The 18,295-nt window shown below is 57.9% G+C and carries 18 protein-coding genes and 1 tRNA gene; 8 read left to right on the top strand and 11 right to left on the bottom strand.

Annotated features, from left to right (window positions below):
- Nucleotides 1-131: 131 nt before the first annotated feature.
- The 6 genes from rpoD to csaB form a co-directional block, all read right to left on the bottom strand.
- Nucleotides 132-1,478 (bottom strand): RNA polymerase sigma factor RpoD, encoded by a 1,347-nt coding sequence (rpoD, locus tag B5E56_RS07555; RefSeq protein WP_242955465.1) that lies wholly within the window; start codon nt 1,476-1,478, stop codon nt 132-134.
- Nucleotides 1,471-3,261 (bottom strand): DNA primase, encoded by a 1,791-nt coding sequence (gene dnaG / locus B5E56_RS07560; protein ID WP_087389244.1) that lies wholly within the window; start codon nt 3,259-3,261, stop codon nt 1,471-1,473. The genes rpoD and dnaG overlap by 8 nt, the downstream gene beginning before the upstream one ends.
- Nucleotides 3,262-3,388: 127 nt before the next feature.
- Complete coding sequence (locus B5E56_RS07565; protein ID WP_087389245.1) at nt 3,389-4,393, bottom strand: deoxyguanosinetriphosphate triphosphohydrolase; 1,005 nt, start codon at nt 4,391-4,393, stop codon at nt 3,389-3,391.
- Nucleotides 4,394-4,489: 96 nt separating this feature from the next.
- The gene (locus B5E56_RS07570; protein WP_087389246.1) at nt 4,490-5,185 is read right to left on the bottom strand and encodes an HAD family hydrolase; all 696 of its coding nucleotides are present in this window, start codon (nt 5,183-5,185) and stop codon (nt 4,490-4,492) included.
- Nucleotides 5,186-5,250: 65 nt separating this feature from the next.
- On the bottom strand, nt 5,251-6,327 hold the full coding sequence (locus B5E56_RS07575) for a glycosyltransferase family protein (protein WP_242955463.1): 1,077 nt from the start codon (nt 6,325-6,327) through the stop codon (nt 5,251-5,253).
- Nucleotides 6,324-8,555: a polysaccharide pyruvyl transferase CsaB gene (csaB, locus tag B5E56_RS07580; protein WP_087389247.1), complete on the bottom strand. Its 2,232-nt coding sequence runs from the start codon at nt 8,553-8,555 to the stop codon at nt 6,324-6,326. Before csaB ends, B5E56_RS07575 begins: the two co-directional genes overlap by 4 nt.
- 122 nt (nt 8,556-8,677) lie before the next feature.
- On the opposite strand from csaB, the gene B5E56_RS07585 reads away from it, so the two are divergent.
- The 3 genes from B5E56_RS07585 (at nt 8,678) to B5E56_RS07595 (ending at nt 10,373) form a co-directional block, all read left to right on the top strand.
- Nucleotides 8,678-9,193: a DUF4330 domain-containing protein gene (locus B5E56_RS07585; protein WP_087189101.1), complete on the top strand. Its 516-nt coding sequence runs from the start codon at nt 8,678-8,680 to the stop codon at nt 9,191-9,193.
- Nucleotides 9,194-9,270: 77 nt separating this feature from the next.
- Complete coding sequence (locus B5E56_RS07590) at nt 9,271-9,825, top strand: phosphatase PAP2 family protein (protein WP_087189100.1); 555 nt, start codon at nt 9,271-9,273, stop codon at nt 9,823-9,825.
- A gap of 2 nt (nt 9,826-9,827) precedes the next feature.
- Nucleotides 9,828-10,373, top strand: coding sequence for a GNAT family N-acetyltransferase (locus tag B5E56_RS07595; protein WP_087265622.1), 546 nt, complete (start codon nt 9,828-9,830; stop codon nt 10,371-10,373).
- 45 nt (nt 10,374-10,418) lie between these two features.
- Here the strand turns inward: B5E56_RS07595 and B5E56_RS07600 are convergent, their stop codons facing one another.
- Both B5E56_RS07600 and B5E56_RS07605 read right to left on the bottom strand, forming a co-directional pair.
- Nucleotides 10,419-11,612, bottom strand: a complete 1,194-nt coding sequence (locus B5E56_RS07600; RefSeq protein ID WP_087265619.1) for a coenzyme F420-0:L-glutamate ligase — start codon at nt 11,610-11,612, stop codon at nt 10,419-10,421.
- A 107-nt stretch (nt 11,613-11,719) separates the two neighbouring features.
- Nucleotides 11,720-12,595 (bottom strand): LysR family transcriptional regulator, encoded by an 876-nt coding sequence (locus tag B5E56_RS07605; protein WP_242958835.1) that lies wholly within the window; start codon nt 12,593-12,595, stop codon nt 11,720-11,722.
- A 120-nt stretch (nt 12,596-12,715) separates the two neighbouring features.
- Between B5E56_RS07605 and B5E56_RS14610 the strand changes: the two genes are divergently transcribed.
- Entirely contained in the window at nt 12,716-12,859 is a 144-nt protein-coding gene (locus B5E56_RS14610) for a hypothetical protein (protein ID WP_158094701.1), read from the top strand.
- Nucleotides 12,860-12,942: 83 nt separating this feature from the next.
- On the opposite strand, the gene B5E56_RS07610 is transcribed toward B5E56_RS14610, so the two are convergent.
- The gene (locus B5E56_RS07610; RefSeq protein WP_087389249.1) at nt 12,943-14,148 is read right to left on the bottom strand and encodes a hypothetical protein; all 1,206 of its coding nucleotides are present in this window, start codon (nt 14,146-14,148) and stop codon (nt 12,943-12,945) included.
- Between the two features lie 170 nt (nt 14,149-14,318).
- Between B5E56_RS07610 and B5E56_RS14895 the strand changes: the two genes are divergently transcribed.
- Entirely contained in the window at nt 14,319-14,462 is a 144-nt protein-coding gene (locus tag B5E56_RS14895; protein WP_242958851.1) for a phage holin family protein, read from the top strand.
- A 264-nt stretch (nt 14,463-14,726) separates the two neighbouring features.
- On the opposite strand, the gene B5E56_RS07620 is transcribed toward B5E56_RS14895, so the two are convergent.
- Nucleotides 14,727-14,800: transfer RNA gene (locus tag B5E56_RS07620), tRNA-Gly, on the bottom strand.
- A gap of 193 nt (nt 14,801-14,993) precedes the next feature.
- Between B5E56_RS07620 and B5E56_RS07625 the strand changes: the two genes are divergently transcribed.
- On the top strand, nt 14,994-15,629 hold the full coding sequence (locus tag B5E56_RS07625; protein WP_087389250.1) for a TetR/AcrR family transcriptional regulator: 636 nt from the start codon (nt 14,994-14,996) through the stop codon (nt 15,627-15,629).
- Between the two features lie 53 nt (nt 15,630-15,682).
- On the opposite strand, the gene B5E56_RS07630 is transcribed toward B5E56_RS07625, so the two are convergent.
- A complete protein-coding gene (locus B5E56_RS07630) occupies nt 15,683-16,957 on the bottom strand; it encodes an adenylosuccinate synthase (RefSeq protein WP_087189094.1) in 1,275 nt (424 codons plus the stop codon).
- A gap of 291 nt (nt 16,958-17,248) precedes the next feature.
- Between B5E56_RS07630 and B5E56_RS07635 the strand changes: the two genes are divergently transcribed.
- Complete coding sequence (locus B5E56_RS07635) at nt 17,249-17,557, top strand: YerC/YecD family TrpR-related protein (protein WP_087189093.1); 309 nt, start codon at nt 17,249-17,251, stop codon at nt 17,555-17,557.
- Nucleotides 17,547-18,293, top strand: coding sequence for a class I SAM-dependent DNA methyltransferase (locus tag B5E56_RS07640; RefSeq protein WP_087389251.1), 747 nt, complete (start codon nt 17,547-17,549; stop codon nt 18,291-18,293). The genes B5E56_RS07635 and B5E56_RS07640 overlap by 11 nt, the downstream gene beginning before the upstream one ends.
- Nucleotides 18,294-18,295 lie beyond the last annotated feature (2 nt).

Below are 18,295 nucleotides of genomic sequence, written 5' to 3' on the forward strand. Positions count from 1 at the left end.
TGGGCGGCCGTTTTTCGTGGGAATCCGCCCCTTTTGCCGAGGAAACGGATTGCCACGCCAGTGTGCGCACTGGCTCGCAATGACAGGCTTGTGCAAAACAGCTATTTTGCAACAGGCCCGCTTTTCGTTTGTTAGTTCAGGAAATCCTTCAGCTTCTTGGAGCGGGAAGGATGACGCAGTTTACGCAGGGCCTTGGCCTCGATCTGACGGATACGCTCACGGGTGACCTTGAATTCCTTGCCCACTTCCTCCAGGGTGCGGGTGCGGCCGTCCTCGATACCGAAGCGCAGCTTGAGCACCTTCTCCTCACGCTCGGTGAGGGTACCCAACACGGAGACCAGCTGCTCCTTCAGCAGGGTGAAGGAAGCAGCCTCAGAGGGCTCGGAGGCGTCCTCGTCGGGGATGAAGTCCCCCAGGTGGGAATCCTCCTCCTCGCCGATGGGGGTCTCCAGAGAAACGGGCTCCTGGGCAATCTTCAGGATCTCCCTTACCTTGTCCACCGGCATATTCATCTCCTCGGAGATCTCCTCGGGGGTGGGATCGTGGCCCAGCTCCTGGAGAAGCTGACGGGAGACACGGATGACCTTGTTGATGGTCTCCACCATATGGACGGGGATACGGATGGTACGGGCCTGATCGGCAATGGCCCGGGTAATGGCCTGACGGATCCACCAGGTGGCGTAGGTGGAGAACTTGTAGCCCTTGGTGTAGTCAAACTTCTCCACGGCCTTGATGAGACCCAGGTTGCCCTCCTGGATCAGGTCCAGGAAGAGCATACCGCGGCCCACATACCGCTTGGCGATGGATACCACCAGACGGAGGTTGGCCTCGGCAAGGCGCTGCTTGGCCGCCTCGCCACGCTTCACCAGACGGCGAAGCTCCTTGATGTCGTCCTCAGACAGGGCGATCTCCTCGCCGGCCTCCTTGGCCCGCTCCATATCCTCCAGCTGCTCCTTGGCAGCGTCACCGGCGCCCATATCCTGGGCCAGCTGGACCTCCTCATCGGGGGTGAGCAGGTTGACTTTGCCGATCTCCTTCAGATACATACGGACCGGATCGTCAATGCCGAAGGAGTCCACCAGAGTGTTGGGGTCTACGATCTCCTCTTCAGGCAGGTCTTCGATTTCATTGAGCTCCTCCAGAGGAGGCATGGTGTCGTCGGCCAGCTCGGGCAGATAGTCGTCGCCTACCGTGTCGATGCCCAGGTTCTCCAGGGTATCGTAGATCTTGTCCATCTGCTCGCTTTCCAGATCCAGGTTCTCCAGCACGTCCATCAGTTCGCTGGAGGAGAGCTTGCCGTTTTTCTTGCCGCGCTCGATCAGCTCCGCCAGTTTTTCGGCGCCCTGGACGCCTTCCACCACCTTCATGACCTCGATCTTGCCCTGCTCCATCTTCTTCGCGTTGTCGCGGGCCAGCTTGGCCTGATCCTCCAGGGTCAGGGTGAGCTCTTTTTTACCGGTGGTCTTCTTTTCACTCATGCGGTTGTCCTCCATATGATTTTTTCTCTCTGAATTTATCCCGGGCTGCCAGCAAAGGGTCCAGCCCGACGCCGCCCCGCTTGGCGGCTTCTGTCTCGATAATCTCTAAGTAGTCATGCAGCGCCTGGCTGCGATTGGAATGGGTCTCCGGCTGCTCCAGAATCCCGGTGATGTGGCTCATCTCCTCCGGGGCCAGCGATCCGGACAGCGCGCCCAGTTGTAAACTGAGCCCTTGGCTGTGCCGCTGCTTGAGCAGCACATAGAGCTTGGCCAGCAGGGGAGAGGAGAACTGGGACGGGTCCAGTCCATCTGTCTCGGGCAGCAGGACTGGGTCCAGCAGCAGCAAGCGGATCACACCCTCCTCCGCGCGAGCGGAGCGGATATTCTCATAGTGCAGCTGTCTGGATTTGGGCTGGAGCTGAACGGCGGGGGTCAGGTCCTTTTTTGCCTGGACTTTTCTGGCCCGCCAGGCCCGGTCCTTTCGGTAGCGGGCTACCTCCTGGGCCATGGCGGTTCCGGAAATACCGGCTGCTGCTGCTGCTTTATTGCCGTAGATTTCCCGCTCAATAGGGCTTTGAAGGGCGGCGATGGTGGCCACAGCTTCCTTTAGATAGGCCAGCCTGCCCTCTTCGCTTGACAGGTCATGTTTTGCCTGCAGGCTGTCCAGCCGGTAGTCGTTTTGTCCGGCGCTGCCATTGAGGCACTTCTCAAAAGCGGCAGGGCCAAACTTTTTAACGAAATCATCCGGGTCCTGTTTGATGGGCTTGCCCTCGGCATCAAAAGCGTTGGGCAGCTGAAGTACCCGGACGGTGAGGTTGGCATTTTTTAAAATGTTGAGTACCCGGTCGGTGGACTGCTTGCCGGCGGCATCATTGTCGTAGCAGAGCACCAGTTCCTTGGTGTACCGGGCCAAAATGCGGGCGTGCTCCTCAGTGAGGGCGGTTCCCATGGTGGCAACCACATTATCAAAGCCCGCCTGGTGCAGGGTGATCACGTCGATGTTGCCCTCCACCAGAATCAGGTTGGGCCGCTTGGTGTTCTTGGCGAAGTTGAGGGCGTAAATGAGACGGCCTTTTTTGAAGAGCACCGTCTCCGGAGTGTTCAGGTACTTGGCGCCCTCCAGTCCGGGGAGCAGGCGGCTGGTGAAGCCCACCACCTCGCCCCGCACATCAATGACCGGGAGCATAAGCCGGGACCGGAACTTGTCATAGATGCCGCCGTTCTTTCCGGCTACTGCCAGACCGGCGTCAATCAGATCCATTTTGGTGTAGCCCTTGGCGGTCATGGCCTTTGTGAGGGCATCCCACTGATCTGGCGCGGCCCCCAAACCAAACCGGGTAGCGGTGCGGGGAGAGATCTGCCGTTGGGCGATATAGTCCCGCACCTGCTGGCCGCCGGGACCAATGAGATAGTCGTGGTAGAAACGGGCTGCGTCTTTGGACAGCTCCAGCAGTCGGGACCGCTTTTTGCGATAGGCCTCGTTTTCTCCGGCCTCCGGCACCTCAAGACCTGCCCGCTTGGCCAGCAGCTTTACCGCGTCCAAAAAGGGGAGATTCTCCATCTCCATAACAAAGGAAATTACGCCGCCACCCTTGCCGCAGCCGAAGCAGTGGTAGATCTGCTTATCGGGAGAGACGGAGAAGGAGGGGGTCTTTTCGTTGTGGAAAGGGCACAGGCCCCACAGGTTGTTTCCCTTTTTCGTGAGGTGGACATAGGAAGAGACCACGTCGGCAATGTCGCTGCGGGCCACCAGATCGTCAATGAATTGTTCTGGTATCGCCACAGGCATCCTCCTTCCGACTATCTTTTCCAATCAATACCAATCTCATACGCTGGCATATGTAAAGTTAAATAACCTTACGGCATAAACACCTTTAAAAGCATTTATACTCTAATGGTGTAAGCATAAATCACTTTACGCTCCAGGACTTCGGGATGAAAGCGTCGCTGAACTGGTCCACGGCATATTTATCGGTCATGCCGGAGATATAGTCGCATACGGCGCGCTCTACGCCCTCCTCCACCCGGATGTCCTGATATTCCGGAGGCAGCTTGTCCGGGTCCTTCACATAGTACTCAAACAGGCGGCGGATCATGTCCTGGGCCTTTCCCTCCTCGCCCTTGGCTACCGGGCTGCGGTAGACATATTCAAACATGAACTCCCGCAGTTCATTCATAGCGTCCCGGCAGGCGGGGGACTGGACAATGTCATTCTTTCCGGCGGACTGGGTGATGATGTCCACCGTCAGAGTGTTGATTCGCTCAGAGTGGGTGAAGCCCAGTACCTGGGAGACCGAGAGGGGCAGGTCCATGGGATAGATGATCTTGCCCCGCATGGCGTCGTCAATGTCGTGGTTGATGTAGGCGATCTTGTCGGCCAGCCGCAGCAGACGGCCCTCCAGGGTCTCGGCCTGGTCGGAGCCGGTGTGGCAGAGAATGCCCCGGCGCACCTCGTAGGTCAGGTTGAGTCCCTCGCCGTCCCGTTCCAGACGGTCCACCACCCGAAGAGACTGCTCGTTATGGGCAAAGCCTCCGGGCATGATCTCATTGAGGACCCGCTCTCCGGCGTGTCCGAAGGGGGTGTGGCCCAGATCGTGGCCGTAGGCGGCCGCTTCTGCCAGATCCTCGTTGAGGCGTAAGCCCCGGGCGATGGTGCGGGCGATGCGGCTGACCTCGATGGTGTGGGTCATGCGGGTGCGGTAGTGGTCCCCCTCCGGCTCCAGAAAGACCTGAGTCTTGTGCTTGAGCCGCCGGAAGGCCTTGGAGTGGACAATCCGGTCGATGTCCCGCTGAAAGCAGGTTCGGGTGGGGCAGGGCTCCAGAGGCACCAGACGTCCCCGGGAGCAGGCGGACAGGCAGGCATAGGGGGAGAGCAGGGCCGCCTCGGCGGCTTCGGTCTGTTCACGCAGTACCATGGGCGCTCACCAGCCTCTCAGCAAATTTCAACCTTTATTCTTTATACGCCGCAGCCTGGATAAAACCCTTCTTTTTTTGTAAATTTTCTATTATGCTCACAAATCCCCCTGATGAGGGCGGCTGGATTCGTCATTTTGCTCGCCAGTAAGCAGGGCCAGAAGCTCGGCGGGGGTAGAGATGATCTGCTGTGCACCCTGTTCGGTCAGAAATTCCGCGTCACGGAAGCCCCAGCTCACCGACAGACAGGGCAGACCGGAATTGCGGGCGGTCTGGATATCCACCTCGGAGTCGCCTACATAAACGGCCTCTTCAGGCTGAGCGCCCAGTTCCTTCAATGCGCGAAGTACCGTGTCGGGAGCAGGCTTGCGGGCAACTCCCTGGGATTCACCGATGGCCACCTTTACCCGATCGCCAAAGTAGGTCTGACACAGACCTTTGACAGCGCCGTCAAATTTGTTGGATACCACTGCCAGTTTGATCCCGGCCTGATTCAGACCGTCCAGCAGCTCCAGCACACCGGCGTATGGAGCGGTGCGGTTCTCCATATTCAGCAGGTAGTGGGCCCGGAAATCAGCCAGACACCGGGCCTCCAGTTCTTCAGGGGTTCCCTCGGGCACGGCACGGTGAATGAGCAGGCCTACGCCGTTGCCCACAAAGCGGCGTACCTCATCCAAAGAGCGGGCGGGCAGTTTGTGGAGGGCCAAAGCATAGTTGGTACTGTCGGCCAGATCCTGAAGGGTATCCAGCAGGGTGCCGTCCAGATCGAAAATCACGGTGGAATAGGGAATCATAACAAGCCTCCTTATCAGCAATGGCAGGAAATGCGGGCGGTCCGTGGGACCGCCCGCATTGTGGGTCAGTAGAGTCCGTTGGCAGAGAGGATCTGGGTAACCTGCATGGCACGGTTGGACCAGGCGGCGGCAGCCCCATGTTCCCGCCGGCGGACGGCAGGCCAACCATCCGGTTCTTCCAGAGCACGGATGCACAGCCGCACAAACTCGCCGGGGCTGTGGGCGGCGTAGATTACGTCAGGGAAATGCTCCACATGGTCGGGGTAGAACATAGCCACAATGGGCTTGCCGGAAGTGAGATATTCATAGACCCGGCTGGGTACGATGTCGGCGCCGTAGTCAGACTGCCGCAACAGATGAAGGCACACGTCGAATCGGGACAGATAGTCTGGAATATCCACCGGCAGCTGGCGGCCCAGCAGACGGACGTTGGGAAGGGCCTCCAGGGTGCGCAGCTGGGGATTGTAGGGCTCTACCTGCCCTACAAAGACAAAAGTGCACCGGGGCAGAGCCCGGGCGGCCTGGATGGCCGGTGTCAGGTCAAGATCCTCCCAAATGGTGCCCACAAAGCCCAGAATGGGACCGGTGAGGTCGGCCAGGGGAGCGGGACACTCATTGTCTGGCCGGGAGAACATGGGATAGCTTACCCCATTGGGAAGCAGGGCAATGTTGTCGCTGCAGGGGGAGAGGTGGTCCACCAGCCCCTCGGAGGCGGCAAAGATCACGTCGGCAGCCAAGGCCAGGTCGCTCTCCCACTCGGGCGGAGTGTCCAGCCAGTCCTGGGCGCAGTCATATACCAGCCCCTGATGGGGGATGGCGTCCAGCAGATGGACCTGCTCCGGGGAAGTGCACCAGAGCAGGGGCTCCCGAAAGCGATGCATATCCATCAGCTTAAGAATATGGCGGGTCAGCTTGCGGTCCCGGACAAACCGGAGCAGCCGCTGATCCTCGGAGGCCTCAGGAGCAGGCGGGAGGGCATATACGGTCAGGCCGGGGCGTACTTTGCGGCCGGGCTTGCGGTAGTTCCGGGAAGGCGGCTCCAGAAAGATGATCTTGGCATCCTTCAACCGGGTCATCAGCTGCTGGGTGCGGGTGGGGATAGTGCTCCAGGGTTGGGAGGAGAGGCACAGGATCTGTTTCAACGGGACACACCCTCCAAAAGCCGGCGGGCAGTCTCCTGGTTGCGCTCCTCCACCTGCCGCAGCCGCTCCACGCCGCCGGACAGGAATTCGGTGTCTCCGATTCGGGCATAGACTGCGTCGATGTAGCCGCACAGGGATTCCGCCGTCACCTTATCCAGGTCGGTGTACAGATCCTGGCCGATATAGGAGAGGAAAGAGCTGATTTTCTGGTCGTATACCACGCCCACCAGAGGCACACCCTGGCCGGCGGAAAAGACGAGGGCGTGCAGCCGCATAGAGATAACCGCCTGCATCCGTGCAAACAGACCGATAGTGTGGTCGGAACTGCCGGTATGGGTAAGAATATGGTGGGGGGCCTTCATATACTTAGCAGCCAACTTGGCGGCATCCACATCCAGACGCCGCTCAATGGGCAGAAAGACGGTGGTCAGGCCGTATTTCTCATAGGCGTAGTCGGCGGCGGCGGCAAAAACGGGGGCCTTGGCCTCAAAGCCCGGCCAGGGCCGCAGGGCAAAGCCGATATATTTGCCGTTGGGATCGATGCCCTGGCTCTCCAGAATGCCGTCCACCACGGGCGCGGGAGCGGCGGGCAGAATGACCGTGGGGTCGGCGGAGAGAATGATTTCCGGGTGGGTGACCTTCATGTCGGTCAGCTCCTCACGGGAGTGAGTATCCCGCAGGGTGATGGCGTCCACGCTCTTCTGGAGCACCTTGGAGGCCCGTTTCCGATTGGAGGGGGAGTGGATGGGACCGATGCCGCAGCCGTACATCATAACCTGATTGCCCAGCCGCTTAGCCCAGGAGATGGTGAAGAGATAGAACCACAGGGAGCGATGGCTGGTTACGTCCTGCATCAGGGAACCGCCGCCGTTGATATACAGCTTGGTTTTTCGCATCCGCCACAGGAACTTGGGGAAGGCAAAGGTGTAGATGGAGTTGACACGATAGGTGCGCCGGGTATCTTCCGGGCTGCGGGAGAGCACCCAAATGGGAAGGTCAGGGTCCACCTGGCGCAGCTCGGTGACAATGGCCTCCAGAATGGCATCGTCGCCGGCGTTGCCCCGGCCATAGGCTCCGCATACTAGAGCGCCATCCCGCCGGCCGGTCTTGCGGGCCTGGCGGCGGAGAATGGTGTCATAAATGGAGAGCTGCCGCTGGAGGGTGCTCTCCAGAGAGTAGTCCTCCTTGGCCCTCTGATAGAGCCGCTGGCCCATATGCTGGCGCAGCTCCGGGTCCTGAGCCAGCGCAATGAGGTGGCGGGAGAGTCCCTCCGCGTCCCCTGCCTCAAAGAGGAAACCGTGGATACCATGCTCGATCAGGTAAGGCACGCCGCCTACCCGGCTGGCCACTGTGGGCAGGCCCGCCCGGGCGCCTTCGGTGAGGGAGTAGGGGAAGGTCTCGGAGAGAGAGGTGAGGGTATTGATGTCCAGAGCATTGTAGAAGCTGTCGGTGTCGGACACCCAACCGGCAAAGCAGACCTGCTTGGCTACTCCCAACTGGTTGGCCAAGTCCTTCAGCATCCCCATCTGCTCGCCGTCGCCGGCGATAAGCAGCCGCAGATGAGGGCAGACTTTATAGGCCAGGGCAAAGCCGCGGACCAGGGTGGCAATATCCTTGACGGGGTTGAGGCGGGCGGCAATGCCCACCACAACAGAGTCCTGGTCAGCATCCAGCCCCACACTCTTCCAGTATTCCTCCCGGGAGAGGGCGGGGGTACGGGGGGCAAAATCGATGCCGTTGTAGATGGTGAACAGCTTGTCCGGATCAAAGCCGCGGGAGATGAGCAGATCGGTCATGGCATCGGACACGCCGATGCGGTAGTCTAGCTTCCGCAGAGCGATGGTGTTGATGGTGCCGTAAGTGATGCGGGAGAAGGGGCGGCCCAGGTAGTCCAGCCGATAATCGGAGTGGACAGTGGTAACCACGGGCAGACCGGTGGCCTTCCGCAGCAGAGCGCCCATCAAATTGCCCCGGGCGCCGTGACAGTGGAGGATCTGATAGCCCCCCTCCACGATCATCTTTTTCAGGGTGTTGCGGGTTTTCAGCAGATTGTGTCCAGGCAGGACCACAGTGGGGATGCCAAGTTCCCGGGCCTCTTGGGCAAATGGACCTTCCATAAAACATACCATGGTAACGTCGATGGTATGGGCAAGATTTTTCAGTAGGGAATGAACGTGGGTCTTGGCGCCGCCGCTGTCGCCGCCGGAGATGAGGTGCATGACCTTCATGGAATCAAAACCTCCAAAGAAAAAAGAAAGTACTTGTGTCTCGGTGGGGATCTATGATACAATAACCCGGTACCATTGTACCAAGTGCGACATGAATTTACAACCTCGGAGGCTGCAAAAAGATGATAGACGAAAAGGGAAGACTGTTTGGTAAAATCAACATCGTGGATCTGCTGGTGATCCTGGTGGTTATTATTGCGGCAGTGGTTTTGGGTATGAAGTTCCTCAAGCCGGGCAGCAGTGGTGTTGTAGGCGGAGGTTCCACCACCACCCATGTGGAGTATACCGTGCTGGTAGAGAGCGTCCAGCCGGCGGTTTATGAGAGCATCAAGGAGAATTATATCCCCTCCACCCTGATGGCCTCTGGCGAGCTGCTGGACGGTCAGGTCACTGCTGTGGAGGCCAAGCCCCACGGTGGAGATATTACGGTGAGCACGTCTGGCGATACGGTGGCCCTTACTGCTGACAAGGGTTTGCTGGATCTGACTTTCACTGTGGAGTGCAATGTGGCTAACCCCATTACCACCGAGCTTGGTACCCAAGAGGTGCGTGTGGGCAAGAGCCATATCCTTAAAACGGATAAGTTTGAGCTGAATGGCGTGATCTTGGACTGCACCTGGAGTGAGAACGCCGAGTAAACCAGCTGAGATCGATCAAAATAGAGAGGGCGGCGGTCATGGTACCGCCGTCCTTTTTCCAATAGGAGGAACTTATTATGCCCCAATGGCTGCTGCCGATAGACGGCGGTATTCTGCTCTGGATCCAGAACTTCCTGCGCTGTGCCGTGCTGGACCCGATCATGATCATTTATACCCAGATGGGTGACGCTGGCATCCTGTGGATTGTGCTTTCTGTGGTGCTGATCTGTATTCCCAGGACCCGTAAAGCGGGTTTTGTCAGCTTGATAGCCATGCTGCTGGGCCTGCTATGTACCAATGTGGTGCTCAAGCATTTGGTGGGCCGTACCCGGCCCTGGCTGATGGTAGAAGGGCTGATTCCGTTGGTAGCAGAGAACGACCCCAATTCCTTTCCTTCGGGCCACACCTGCGCAGCCTTTGCGGCGGCCTCTGCCTGGTGCCGCACCCTGCCCCGGCGGTGGATGAAGATCGTCGCCGTGGTGATGGCGGCTCTGATGGGGTTCTCCCGGCTTTATGTGGGAGTTCACTTCCCTACAGACGTGTTGGCCGGTATGGTGGTTGGTCTGCTGTGCGGCTGGCTGGCCTGGCTCATCTGGAAGCGGCTGGCCGCCTGGCGGAGTTGGGAGGCATAACCATGCGGGCGGAAGAGATGCAGACCACTCTGCGGAATGGAAGCCGGTGTCTGCTTCGCAGTCCCCGCCCGGAGGACGGGGAAGCGGTGCTGCGCCATCTGCGCCGGGTGGCAGCAGAGAGCCCTTTTACCGCTTTTCTGCCGGAGGAGATCAGCAATACCCTGCGGGAGGAGCAGGCCTTTCTCAAGCGGCAGCTGGCCAGCCCGGGCAGACTGATGCTGGCCGGATTTGTGGAGGGCAGGTTGATTGGGCTGGGGGGCGTGGGCCCTGCGGCAGCCAACCGAAAATGCGGTCACCGGGCTGAATTGGGATTATCTGTCCGCTGCCGCTGGTGGGGGCAGGGCCTGGGCCGGATGCTGATGGATGGACTGTGCCGGGAAGCCAGGCATATGGGCTATGCCCGCATGGAGCTGTCAGTGATGGAAGACAATGTCCGGGCGGTGGCCCTCTATGAGAACTGTGGGTTTGAGCGTTTTGGCCTGCTGCCCGATGCCTACCGTACAGAGGGAGACAGTCAGGCCGCCATTTTGATGAGCAAGGTATTATAAAATGGACGCCAGTCCCTATGGGACCGGCGTCCATTTTATATGTGCTTATTCGGTGGTGTAGTTGTCGAAATAGCCCTGGATGTAGACAATGGGGGTGCCCTTGTCGCCGGAGCCGGAGGTCAGATCGCACAGAGAGCCGATCAGATCGGTCAGGCGGCGGGGGGTGGTGCCCTGAGCAGCCATCTTACCCACCAAGGAGCCGTCCTTCTTCTTGATCTCGCCCTTAATGGCCTCGCGCAGAGCCTCGCCGGACAGAGCGGCAAAGTCATTGTCAGCCAGGTACTTCAACTTCAGCTCGTTGGGGGTGCCTTCCAGACCGGCGGTGTAAGCGGGGGAGACCACCGGGTCGGCCAGCTCCCAGATCTTGCCCACGGGGTCTTTGAAGGCGCCGTCGCCGTAGACCATGACTTCAACGTGCTTGCCGGTAGCCTTCAGAAGCCGGGCCTGGATTTCCTCCACCAGATCCTGGCAGGGACGGGGGAAGAGCTTCACCTTGTCCTCGGTGGACTTGTTGGAGCCCAGCAGGCCATAGTTTTCATTGTAGCCGCTGCCGTTGATGGGAGCGGTCATGATCTCATCCAGGCAGAACACCTTCTCGGCGCCGGCGGCAACCAGGCGGCGCTTGGTGCGGGCGCGGGTGTGGATGTCGCAGGCCAGCACGTTCTTGGTGTAGGCCAGAATAGCCCGGGGATCGTTGGCGAAGATGACCTCCACCTCAGCGCCAGACTCACGGATCAGATTGGAATAATAGTCCACATAGTCCACGCCGGTAAAGGGGTGGGTGGTGTAGCCGAACAGCTCGCGGTAGCGCTCCAGAGAGAGCACATCCTTGTAGGGGTCCACACCCTTTTCGTCCATCACGTCCTCATCAATAAGGTGATTGCCCACCTCGTCGGAGGGATAGGACAGCATCAGGACCACCTTCTTGGCGCCCTTGGCGATGCCGCGCAGGCAAATAGCAAAACGGTTGCGGCTGAGGATGGGGAAGATCACGCCAATGGTCTCTCCGCCCAGCTTCGCCTTTACATCGGCGGCAATATCGTCTACCGAGGCATAGTTACCCTGGGCGCGGGCCACAATGGCCTCAGTCATGGCGACTACGTCGCGGTCGCGTACGGAGAACGCGCCATCGTTGACCGCCTCCAGGACAGACCCGGTGACGATCTCGGCCAGGTCATCTCCGCTGCGGATAATGGGGGCGCGGATACCCATGGATACGGTGCCGACCATCCGGCTCATAGAACAACACTCCTACTATAGTTGGATTCGCTGCGGTATTCCCGTAACATTAAAATTATACTATATTTTTTTCTGCTTGTAAAAGGTTTTTTCTTTGCAAACGAACTTTATTCGACGGATACCCACTGCCGGACCACGTCAAGAAAACGGGCGGTCAGAGGGGAAAGCGGCTTGCCCCGGCGAACGGCCAGGGTGATGTCCCGATAGCGGGGATGTTCCAGAGGGATGGCGGCGAAATTGCGGCCGGTACCCTGCAGCACCAGTTCCGGTCGGATACTGACACCCAGCCCCTGCTCCACCATGGCCAGGATGGCAAAGTCGTCGTTGACGGTGTAGCGCAGGTTGGGATGGATGCCCTCCTCCTGGAAGATTTCTCCGATCTCCACATCCCGCTCCTCAGGAATCCAGATGAAAGGGTCCTGGGCCAACCGTTCTATGGGATAGAAGGGGGCGTGTGCCAGAGGGTGGTCCGGTGGGAGCACCGCCATAAACTGATCCCGGCGCAGGGGAAAGACCTCCAGATCGTCTCCGGCGGGCAGTCCCAGGAAACCACAGTCTGCCTGCCCCTGGCGGATCAGGTCCTCCACCTCTGCAAACTCCCACTTGCTCAGTAATTCAAAATGGATGCCGGGATAGCGCTGGAGAAAGAGCTTCATAATAGGAGGCAGCCAGTGGATGGATACGCTGGCGAAGGTGCCCACCCGCAGGGTGCCACGGGTCAAACCGTGGAGATGGGCAGCCTGCTCCTCCAACTCCTTCTGGGCGTTGCACACAGCTCGCAGATATGGAAGCAGTGACTCACCGGCTGCACTCAGATGCACGCCTCCCCGTCCCCGGACCAGCAGCTCCATGTCCCATTCCTGTTCCAGCGCGGCGATCATCCGACTGGCCGCCGATTGGGTGTAGCCAAACGCCTCAGCTGCCTTGGTAATTCCACCCAGTTCTACTGTTTTCAGCAGGATCTGATACTTGATCAGGCTCATATCGATCATTCCGTTTCATCATGAATTTCATGAAAAAGATTCGTTTGCATCATAGTAAACTCTATTGTATACTATAGCCAGAAGGAAGGCAAGAGCGAACGACAGAAAGGAGCGATTTCCATGAAGAAGAACAACGCAATGGTAATGAATCGGAAGAACAACGGCTATGAGCTGATGGGAAAGGGTATGTCGGTCAACGTCATGCGCACCTATTGGAAGGGAAGCCCCTGGAAAGCGCTTCGGGACTGCGTCCGCAGCGTATAATTTGATCTTTGCTCCGGTTGGGGAGAACCGATAGAAGCCCGGAGGGCCTGCCGAATGGCAGGCCCTCCGGGCGGTTTTTTATATTATGCCCCCAAGTCTGCTGCCTGAGGGAAGGGATAGGTTGTGCTGCCGATGGTAATAGATTCCACCTGGCTCAGGTCAAAGGCCTGGGCAGGGGTAAAGCGGAAGACATGGATGCCGTCCCGACTAGACCCGGGGTAGGGACTCTCGCCAGATCCCCAGGTTCCGGCATAGGCGCTGGGAATCTGAGTAATCAGCTCCGAAGTGCCGTCCCGGTAGTTCAGCCGTGCATCTGCCAAAATTTCCTTTACGCTGACCAGCCAGCTGCCGCCGTATGTGTCCCTGACCAGATAACCCTCCAGCTGCGGGGGCAGCTCTATGTCGGAAAGCTTCTCCAGATCCAGCAGTACCTCCGCACCGGAGACGGCTGTCCACTCCTCCAGAGTGGGGGTCTGCATCTCCAGTTCAATATAACCTGCGCAGATGGAGATTTGATAGATGGTGCCCTCCTGGGTATATTCGGAAAATTCCGGCTGGTCGGGCCGCAGACCCCAGGCTTCCTCCATCTGCCGGGTGGTATTGACCACTGTAATGTCTGCCGGGCAGCTGAGGGTCTGGCTCTCGGTCACCGGTATGATCACCGGGCCGTAAGCAGCGATGGGCTTGAAGTTATGATTGAGGTTCATGCTCACTTCTACCTGTTTCAGCTCAGGATCTTCTAAAGTCATGGATACCTTGACAAGAGAGGTTTGCGTATCTGGGTCGTAGCTGGCCTGCTCCAGATTAAGGGTGCTGCATCCCTCGAAACCGCCCCGGGGCCCCCATTCATATTCCGGCGAGTTGTCCGCAAGAACGACACCTGCCTCCTGGGATACCGGAGAAGCCGCAATGTAGGCATACAGTTGGTTCCCGCTGCACATGGTTGCCACCAGGGTAGCCTGGGGCTCTGACTGGGTGACAGTCTGGGTGGGAGTATCATATTCTGTCCATTCTTCGATGGGGTCCTCCTTGGATATGCCCATATCTGCCCGTGCTGCGTCCCGCAGCGTAAGCACCACCGCAAAGGCGGTGAGGCAGCAGAGGGACGCGATGATTGCCGCCACCAGCAAGCCCCGGGTCAGGCGGCGGGTTCTTCCTGTTTTATGGTTTTGTTTGAATCGTTTCATCGTCAACTCCTCAATCCTGGCGGGGGAGAGGGGGGTGGTATCAGTTAAGAGAATGCTGTCCTCCTGATAGTGGTCCAGCAAATCAAAGATCTCACGTTTCATCAGCCTGCTCCCCCTTTCGTCAAAGCTTCCTTGAGTTTCATGCGACCGCGCCTCAGCTTGGTTTTTATGGTGGATTCGTTCAGGGCCATGTGATCTGAGATCTGCTTGGTAATGTACCTGGGGTGGAACTGCCTTTCACCTACACGGTACTCCTCTGTCCACTGGTGTTAGTGTGGTACATCCTTACCGAGGCGGGCAGCATCATAGAGAATGCCGGCGCCCTGGGTGCGAAGATTCCTGGTTTCCTGCGAAAAGCTATTGAGGCTCTGAATGATAAGGTAGAAAGCGCCGGGGATATAGACAATGATAAATAATCTTCGCCGCAGGCAATGTCCGCCGGTCCGGTAGCCAGGTTTCTGGAGCAGCTGCCACTGATTTTTTACATGATGTGTGATTTGTATGGATATGCAAATCACAAACTGCTCTTTATCGCCTGAAGGCAGAACTTTTGTAACACCACCTTTAGCACCACCCGGATATGCAAAAACGGGCGTTTTTAAGCATATTGGACGCCGGGTATGGACAAATAAAAAGCCCTGAAAGCATTGAAAAATCAATACTTTCAGGGCTTTCTTGCTTGGAGCAGGTAAAGGGAATCGAACCCTCATATTCAGCTTGGGAAGCTGACGTTCTGCCACTGAACTATACCTGCATGGGCTTATTGACTTAGGCATTATAGCATATGCCCTTATATTTGGCAAGAATTTTTTTGCGACGGCATTCCTGGCCTTTCGCTATGAGCGCTGAAAAATCACAAAAAACCTTGCAATCTATTCCAATCCGTGATATCATTTCTTAAACCAAAGGTATAATAACTGAAAGGGTATGGAAAGGTTGGAAGTACGATGAGCAAAAAACAGGCATTGACTGAATTCCATCGGGGCTCCATCCTGGCCGCTGCCGAGCGGCTGTTTGCGGAAAAGGGCACCGAAAAGACCACCATGGATGACATTGCCCGAGAGGCCGAGTACAGCAAGGCGACTTTGTATGTCTATTTTCAGAGCAAGGAGGAGATCATCAACGCAATCCTCCTCAGTGGGATGGTGTTGCTGAAGAAGAAGCTGCATGAGGCCATTGAGAGCCACAGTGACTGGTTCCAGGCCTATGACGCGGTGTGCCAGGCGATCGTGCGTTTCTATGATGAAAACCCCACTGCCTACGACGCCGCCACTGGTTCTATCCCCCTGTCTCAGGATGGCGACACCCTCCAGAAGGGAATATCCGACATCCTGCGGGTCAGCGATGAGATCGAGCAGGAACTGGCTGATTTCCTGGTACGGGGTGCAGCGGACGGCGCGGTGCGTTCTCAGCTGCCTCCCGTGGAGACCGTTCTCCTGTTCTGGTCTGCTCTCTCCGGTATGGTACATACCGCTGAGCAGAGGGAGAATTACATCCAGCGCACCTTGGGCCTGACCCGGGAGGAGTATCTCCAGCACGGCGCCCGGCTGCTGCTGGCCTCCCTGACCAAAGCGAATATGTAAGTATTGTATACAGTATGAACCCGGTCCGGATTTCCGGACCGGGTTCTCTGTTTTTATCGATAGCAGATCTCGTGGCGCTTGGGGCCGGTGGAGACGATGGTGATGGGACACTCGATCTCTTTCTCCAGGAAGGTCACATAATCCTTGGCCTGCTGGGGCAGGGCATCAAAGTCGGTAACGCCCCGGATATCGCACTTCCAGCCGGGCAGAGTGGTATAGACCGGCTTGGCCTGATCCAGCAGAGCGGGTACCGGGAAGTCCCGGGTCACTTTACCGTTGATCTCGTAACCAGTACATACCTTGATCTCATCCAGATAGCCCAGACAGTCAATGGCGGTGAGAGCCACCTGAGTGGTACCCTGCACCATGCAACCGTACCGGGTAGCCACGGCGTCAAACCAGCCCACCCGGCGGGGACGACCGGTGGTAGCGCCGTACTCGCCGGCGTCACCGCCCCGGCGGCGCAGCTCCTCGGCCTCATCCCCGAAGAGTTCGCTGACGAAAGCGCCGGCGCCCACAGCGGAAGAATAGGCCTTGGTTACAGTCACGATGTCGGAAAATGCCGTGGGAGGTACTCCGCCGCCCACAGTACCGAAGCCGGCCAGCGTGTGGGAGGAGGTGGTCATGGGGCAGATGCCCAGGTTGGGATCCTTCATGGAGCCCAGCTGACCCTCCAGCAGCACCTGCTTGCCCTCCTTCAGGGCCTGGTGCACAAAGCTGACCGCGTCGCCCACGTAAGGCTCCAGGATCTTCTTATAGCCCATCAGTTCCTCAAACAGATCCTTGGGGTCCAGAAGAGGCTTATGATACAGATGCTCCAGAAGAACGTTTTTCAGGGCACAGATATGTTCCAGCTGAGCCTTGAGCCGGTCCTCATACCACAGATCGGCCACCTGAATACCGATTTTGGCATACTTGTCAGAATAGAAAGGAGCGATACCGGACTTGGTGGAGCCGAAGGCGGCGCCGGCCAGGCGTTCCTCCTCGCAGCTGTCCAGCAGCACATGGTAGCTCATCAGCAACTGAGTCCGCTGATCCACGATAATGTGGGGGGCAGGTACGCCGCCGTCCTCCAGATGCTTGAGCTCAGCAGCAAATTTCGTTACATCCAGGGCCACACCATTGCCGATGATGTTGGTGGTGTGGGAGTAGAATACGCCGGAAGGCAGCTGATGCAGAGCGAATTTACCATAATCGCAGATAATGGTATGGCCTGCGTTGGCGCCTCCCTGGAAGCGGATGACTACATCGGACTTCTCCGCCAACAGATCGGTGATCTTGCCCTTGCCTTCGTCGCCCCAGTTGGCGCCTACAATTGCTTTCACCATATTGGATTCCTCCTGCCGCGGGGATTCGCGCATTGGCCTTTTCCCGTCGGCAATCCATGGGGATATCATTCCCCACGCGGTATTATAGTACGCTTTCTCCCTTGAATCAAGGCAAAAAGAGAAAAAATGTCATAAAATGATTGCCACCACCTTCCAGAACACCGCGTTTTGTTGGAAAAGTAAAAAAAGAGGTTTACTTCCACACTTCACTTTGATAAAATAAGAAAAACGGGCGGCTAAGAAGCTGCCCGCCGGTTTCCGAAAGAGAATCATCAGGAGGTCAAATACTCTATGACGAAAAACGAAAAGCGGGAACACAGTGATCTGCTGTATGAAGCGATCCTCACCCTGAAGGACCTGGACGAGTGCCGGAAGTTCTTTTCCGATCTCTGTACGGTGGCGGAACTGCGGGCCATGGAACAGCGTTTTGAAGTGGCAATGCTGTTGTCCGAGGGCATGATTTACAACGATATTCTGGAGCGCACCGGCGCTTCCAGCGCCACCATCAGCCGGGTGAACCGGTCTTTGCAGTACGGTGCTGACGGCTATCAGGCAGTGCTGCCCCGGATCAAGGAGAAGCAGAGCGGCAATGGCGTATGAATATCTGGCCGGCTGTTATGACCGTTTTACAGCCGACGTTCCTTACGCCGCCTGGGCCGACTATCTGGAGAAGCACTTTGCCCGCAGTAAGCTGCCCATCCATACCGTGCTGGACCTGGCCTGCGGTACTGGTACCCTGACCTGTGAGTTGGCCCAGCGGGGGTATGAGATGATCGGCGCCGACCTGTCGGAGGAGATGCTGGCCCAGGCAGCCGAGAAGGCCCGGGACGTGGAGGGGATTCCTCCTATCTTTCTGCACCAGGCTATGGAGAAGCTGGACCTGTATGGTACCATCGACGCCTGTGTCTGTTGTCTGGACAGTGTGAACTATGTTACCCAGCCCAAAAAACTGGCGCGGGCCTTTCAGCGGGTCCATACTTTTTTGATGCCTGGAGGACTGTTCCTCTTTGACATCAATACCCCGGACAAGCTCAAGGGGCTGGACGGTCAGCTTTTCATGGATGAGGACGAGGACGCCTGCTGTATCTGGCGGGCGGAATACTCGCCCCGCCGGCGTATCTGTAGCTACGGCTTTGATATCTTCTGCCGGGAGGAGAATGGACTGTGGAGCCGGATGGAGGAGGTCCATGAGGAATACGCCTATGAGCCGGAAGAGCTGGAGCAGATGCTGCGCCAGGCCGGTTTTCGGCAGATCAAGCAATATGGCGAACTGAAGATGCGCCGCCCCGGACCGGGGGAACAGCGCATCTTTTTCGCCGCACGAAAGGAATTTTAAAC

It is taken from the genome of Flavonifractor sp. An112 (assembly GCF_002161085.1).
Classification (GTDB): Bacteria; Bacillota; Clostridia; order Oscillospirales; family Oscillospiraceae; genus Flavonifractor; species Flavonifractor avicola.

What these genes read in the sequence shown, in the direction of transcription:
- csaB (WP_087389247.1), bottom strand. Translation starts at nt 8,555, where the DNA reads ATGAAGGTCATGCACCTCATCTCCGGCGGCGACAGCGGCGGCGCCAAG.
- B5E56_RS07625 (WP_087389250.1), top strand. Translation starts at nt 14,994, where the DNA reads ATGAGCAAAAAACAGGCATTGACTGAATTCCATCGGGGCTCCATCCTG.
- B5E56_RS07605 (WP_242958835.1), bottom strand. Translation starts at nt 12,595, where the DNA reads ATGAGCCTGATCAAGTATCAGATCCTGCTGAAAACAGTAGAACTGGGT.
- B5E56_RS07565 (WP_087389245.1), bottom strand. Translation starts at nt 4,393, where the DNA reads ATGGTACTGCGTGAACAGACCGAAGCCGCCGAGGCGGCCCTGCTCTCC.
- B5E56_RS14610 (WP_158094701.1), top strand. Translation starts at nt 12,716, where the DNA reads ATGAAGAAGAACAACGCAATGGTAATGAATCGGAAGAACAACGGCTAT.
- B5E56_RS07640 (WP_087389251.1), top strand. Translation starts at nt 17,547, where the DNA reads ATGGCGTATGAATATCTGGCCGGCTGTTATGACCGTTTTACAGCCGAC.
- B5E56_RS07610 (WP_087389249.1), bottom strand. Translation starts at nt 14,148, where the DNA reads ATGAAACGTGAGATCTTTGATTTGCTGGACCACTATCAGGAGGACAGC.
- B5E56_RS07585 (WP_087189101.1), top strand. Translation starts at nt 8,678, where the DNA reads ATGATAGACGAAAAGGGAAGACTGTTTGGTAAAATCAACATCGTGGAT.
- B5E56_RS07600 (WP_087265619.1), bottom strand. Translation starts at nt 11,612, where the DNA reads ATGAGCCGGATGGTCGGCACCGTATCCATGGGTATCCGCGCCCCCATT.
- B5E56_RS07595 (WP_087265622.1), top strand. Translation starts at nt 9,828, where the DNA reads ATGCGGGCGGAAGAGATGCAGACCACTCTGCGGAATGGAAGCCGGTGT.
- B5E56_RS07635 (WP_087189093.1), top strand. Translation starts at nt 17,249, where the DNA reads ATGACGAAAAACGAAAAGCGGGAACACAGTGATCTGCTGTATGAAGCG.
- B5E56_RS07570 (WP_087389246.1), bottom strand. Translation starts at nt 5,185, where the DNA reads ATGATTCCCTATTCCACCGTGATTTTCGATCTGGACGGCACCCTGCTG.
- rpoD (WP_242955465.1), bottom strand. Translation starts at nt 1,478, where the DNA reads ATGAGTGAAAAGAAGACCACCGGTAAAAAAGAGCTCACCCTGACCCTG.
- B5E56_RS07590 (WP_087189100.1), top strand. Translation starts at nt 9,271, where the DNA reads ATGCCCCAATGGCTGCTGCCGATAGACGGCGGTATTCTGCTCTGGATC.
- B5E56_RS07630 (WP_087189094.1), bottom strand. Translation starts at nt 16,957, where the DNA reads ATGGTGAAAGCAATTGTAGGCGCCAACTGGGGCGACGAAGGCAAGGGC.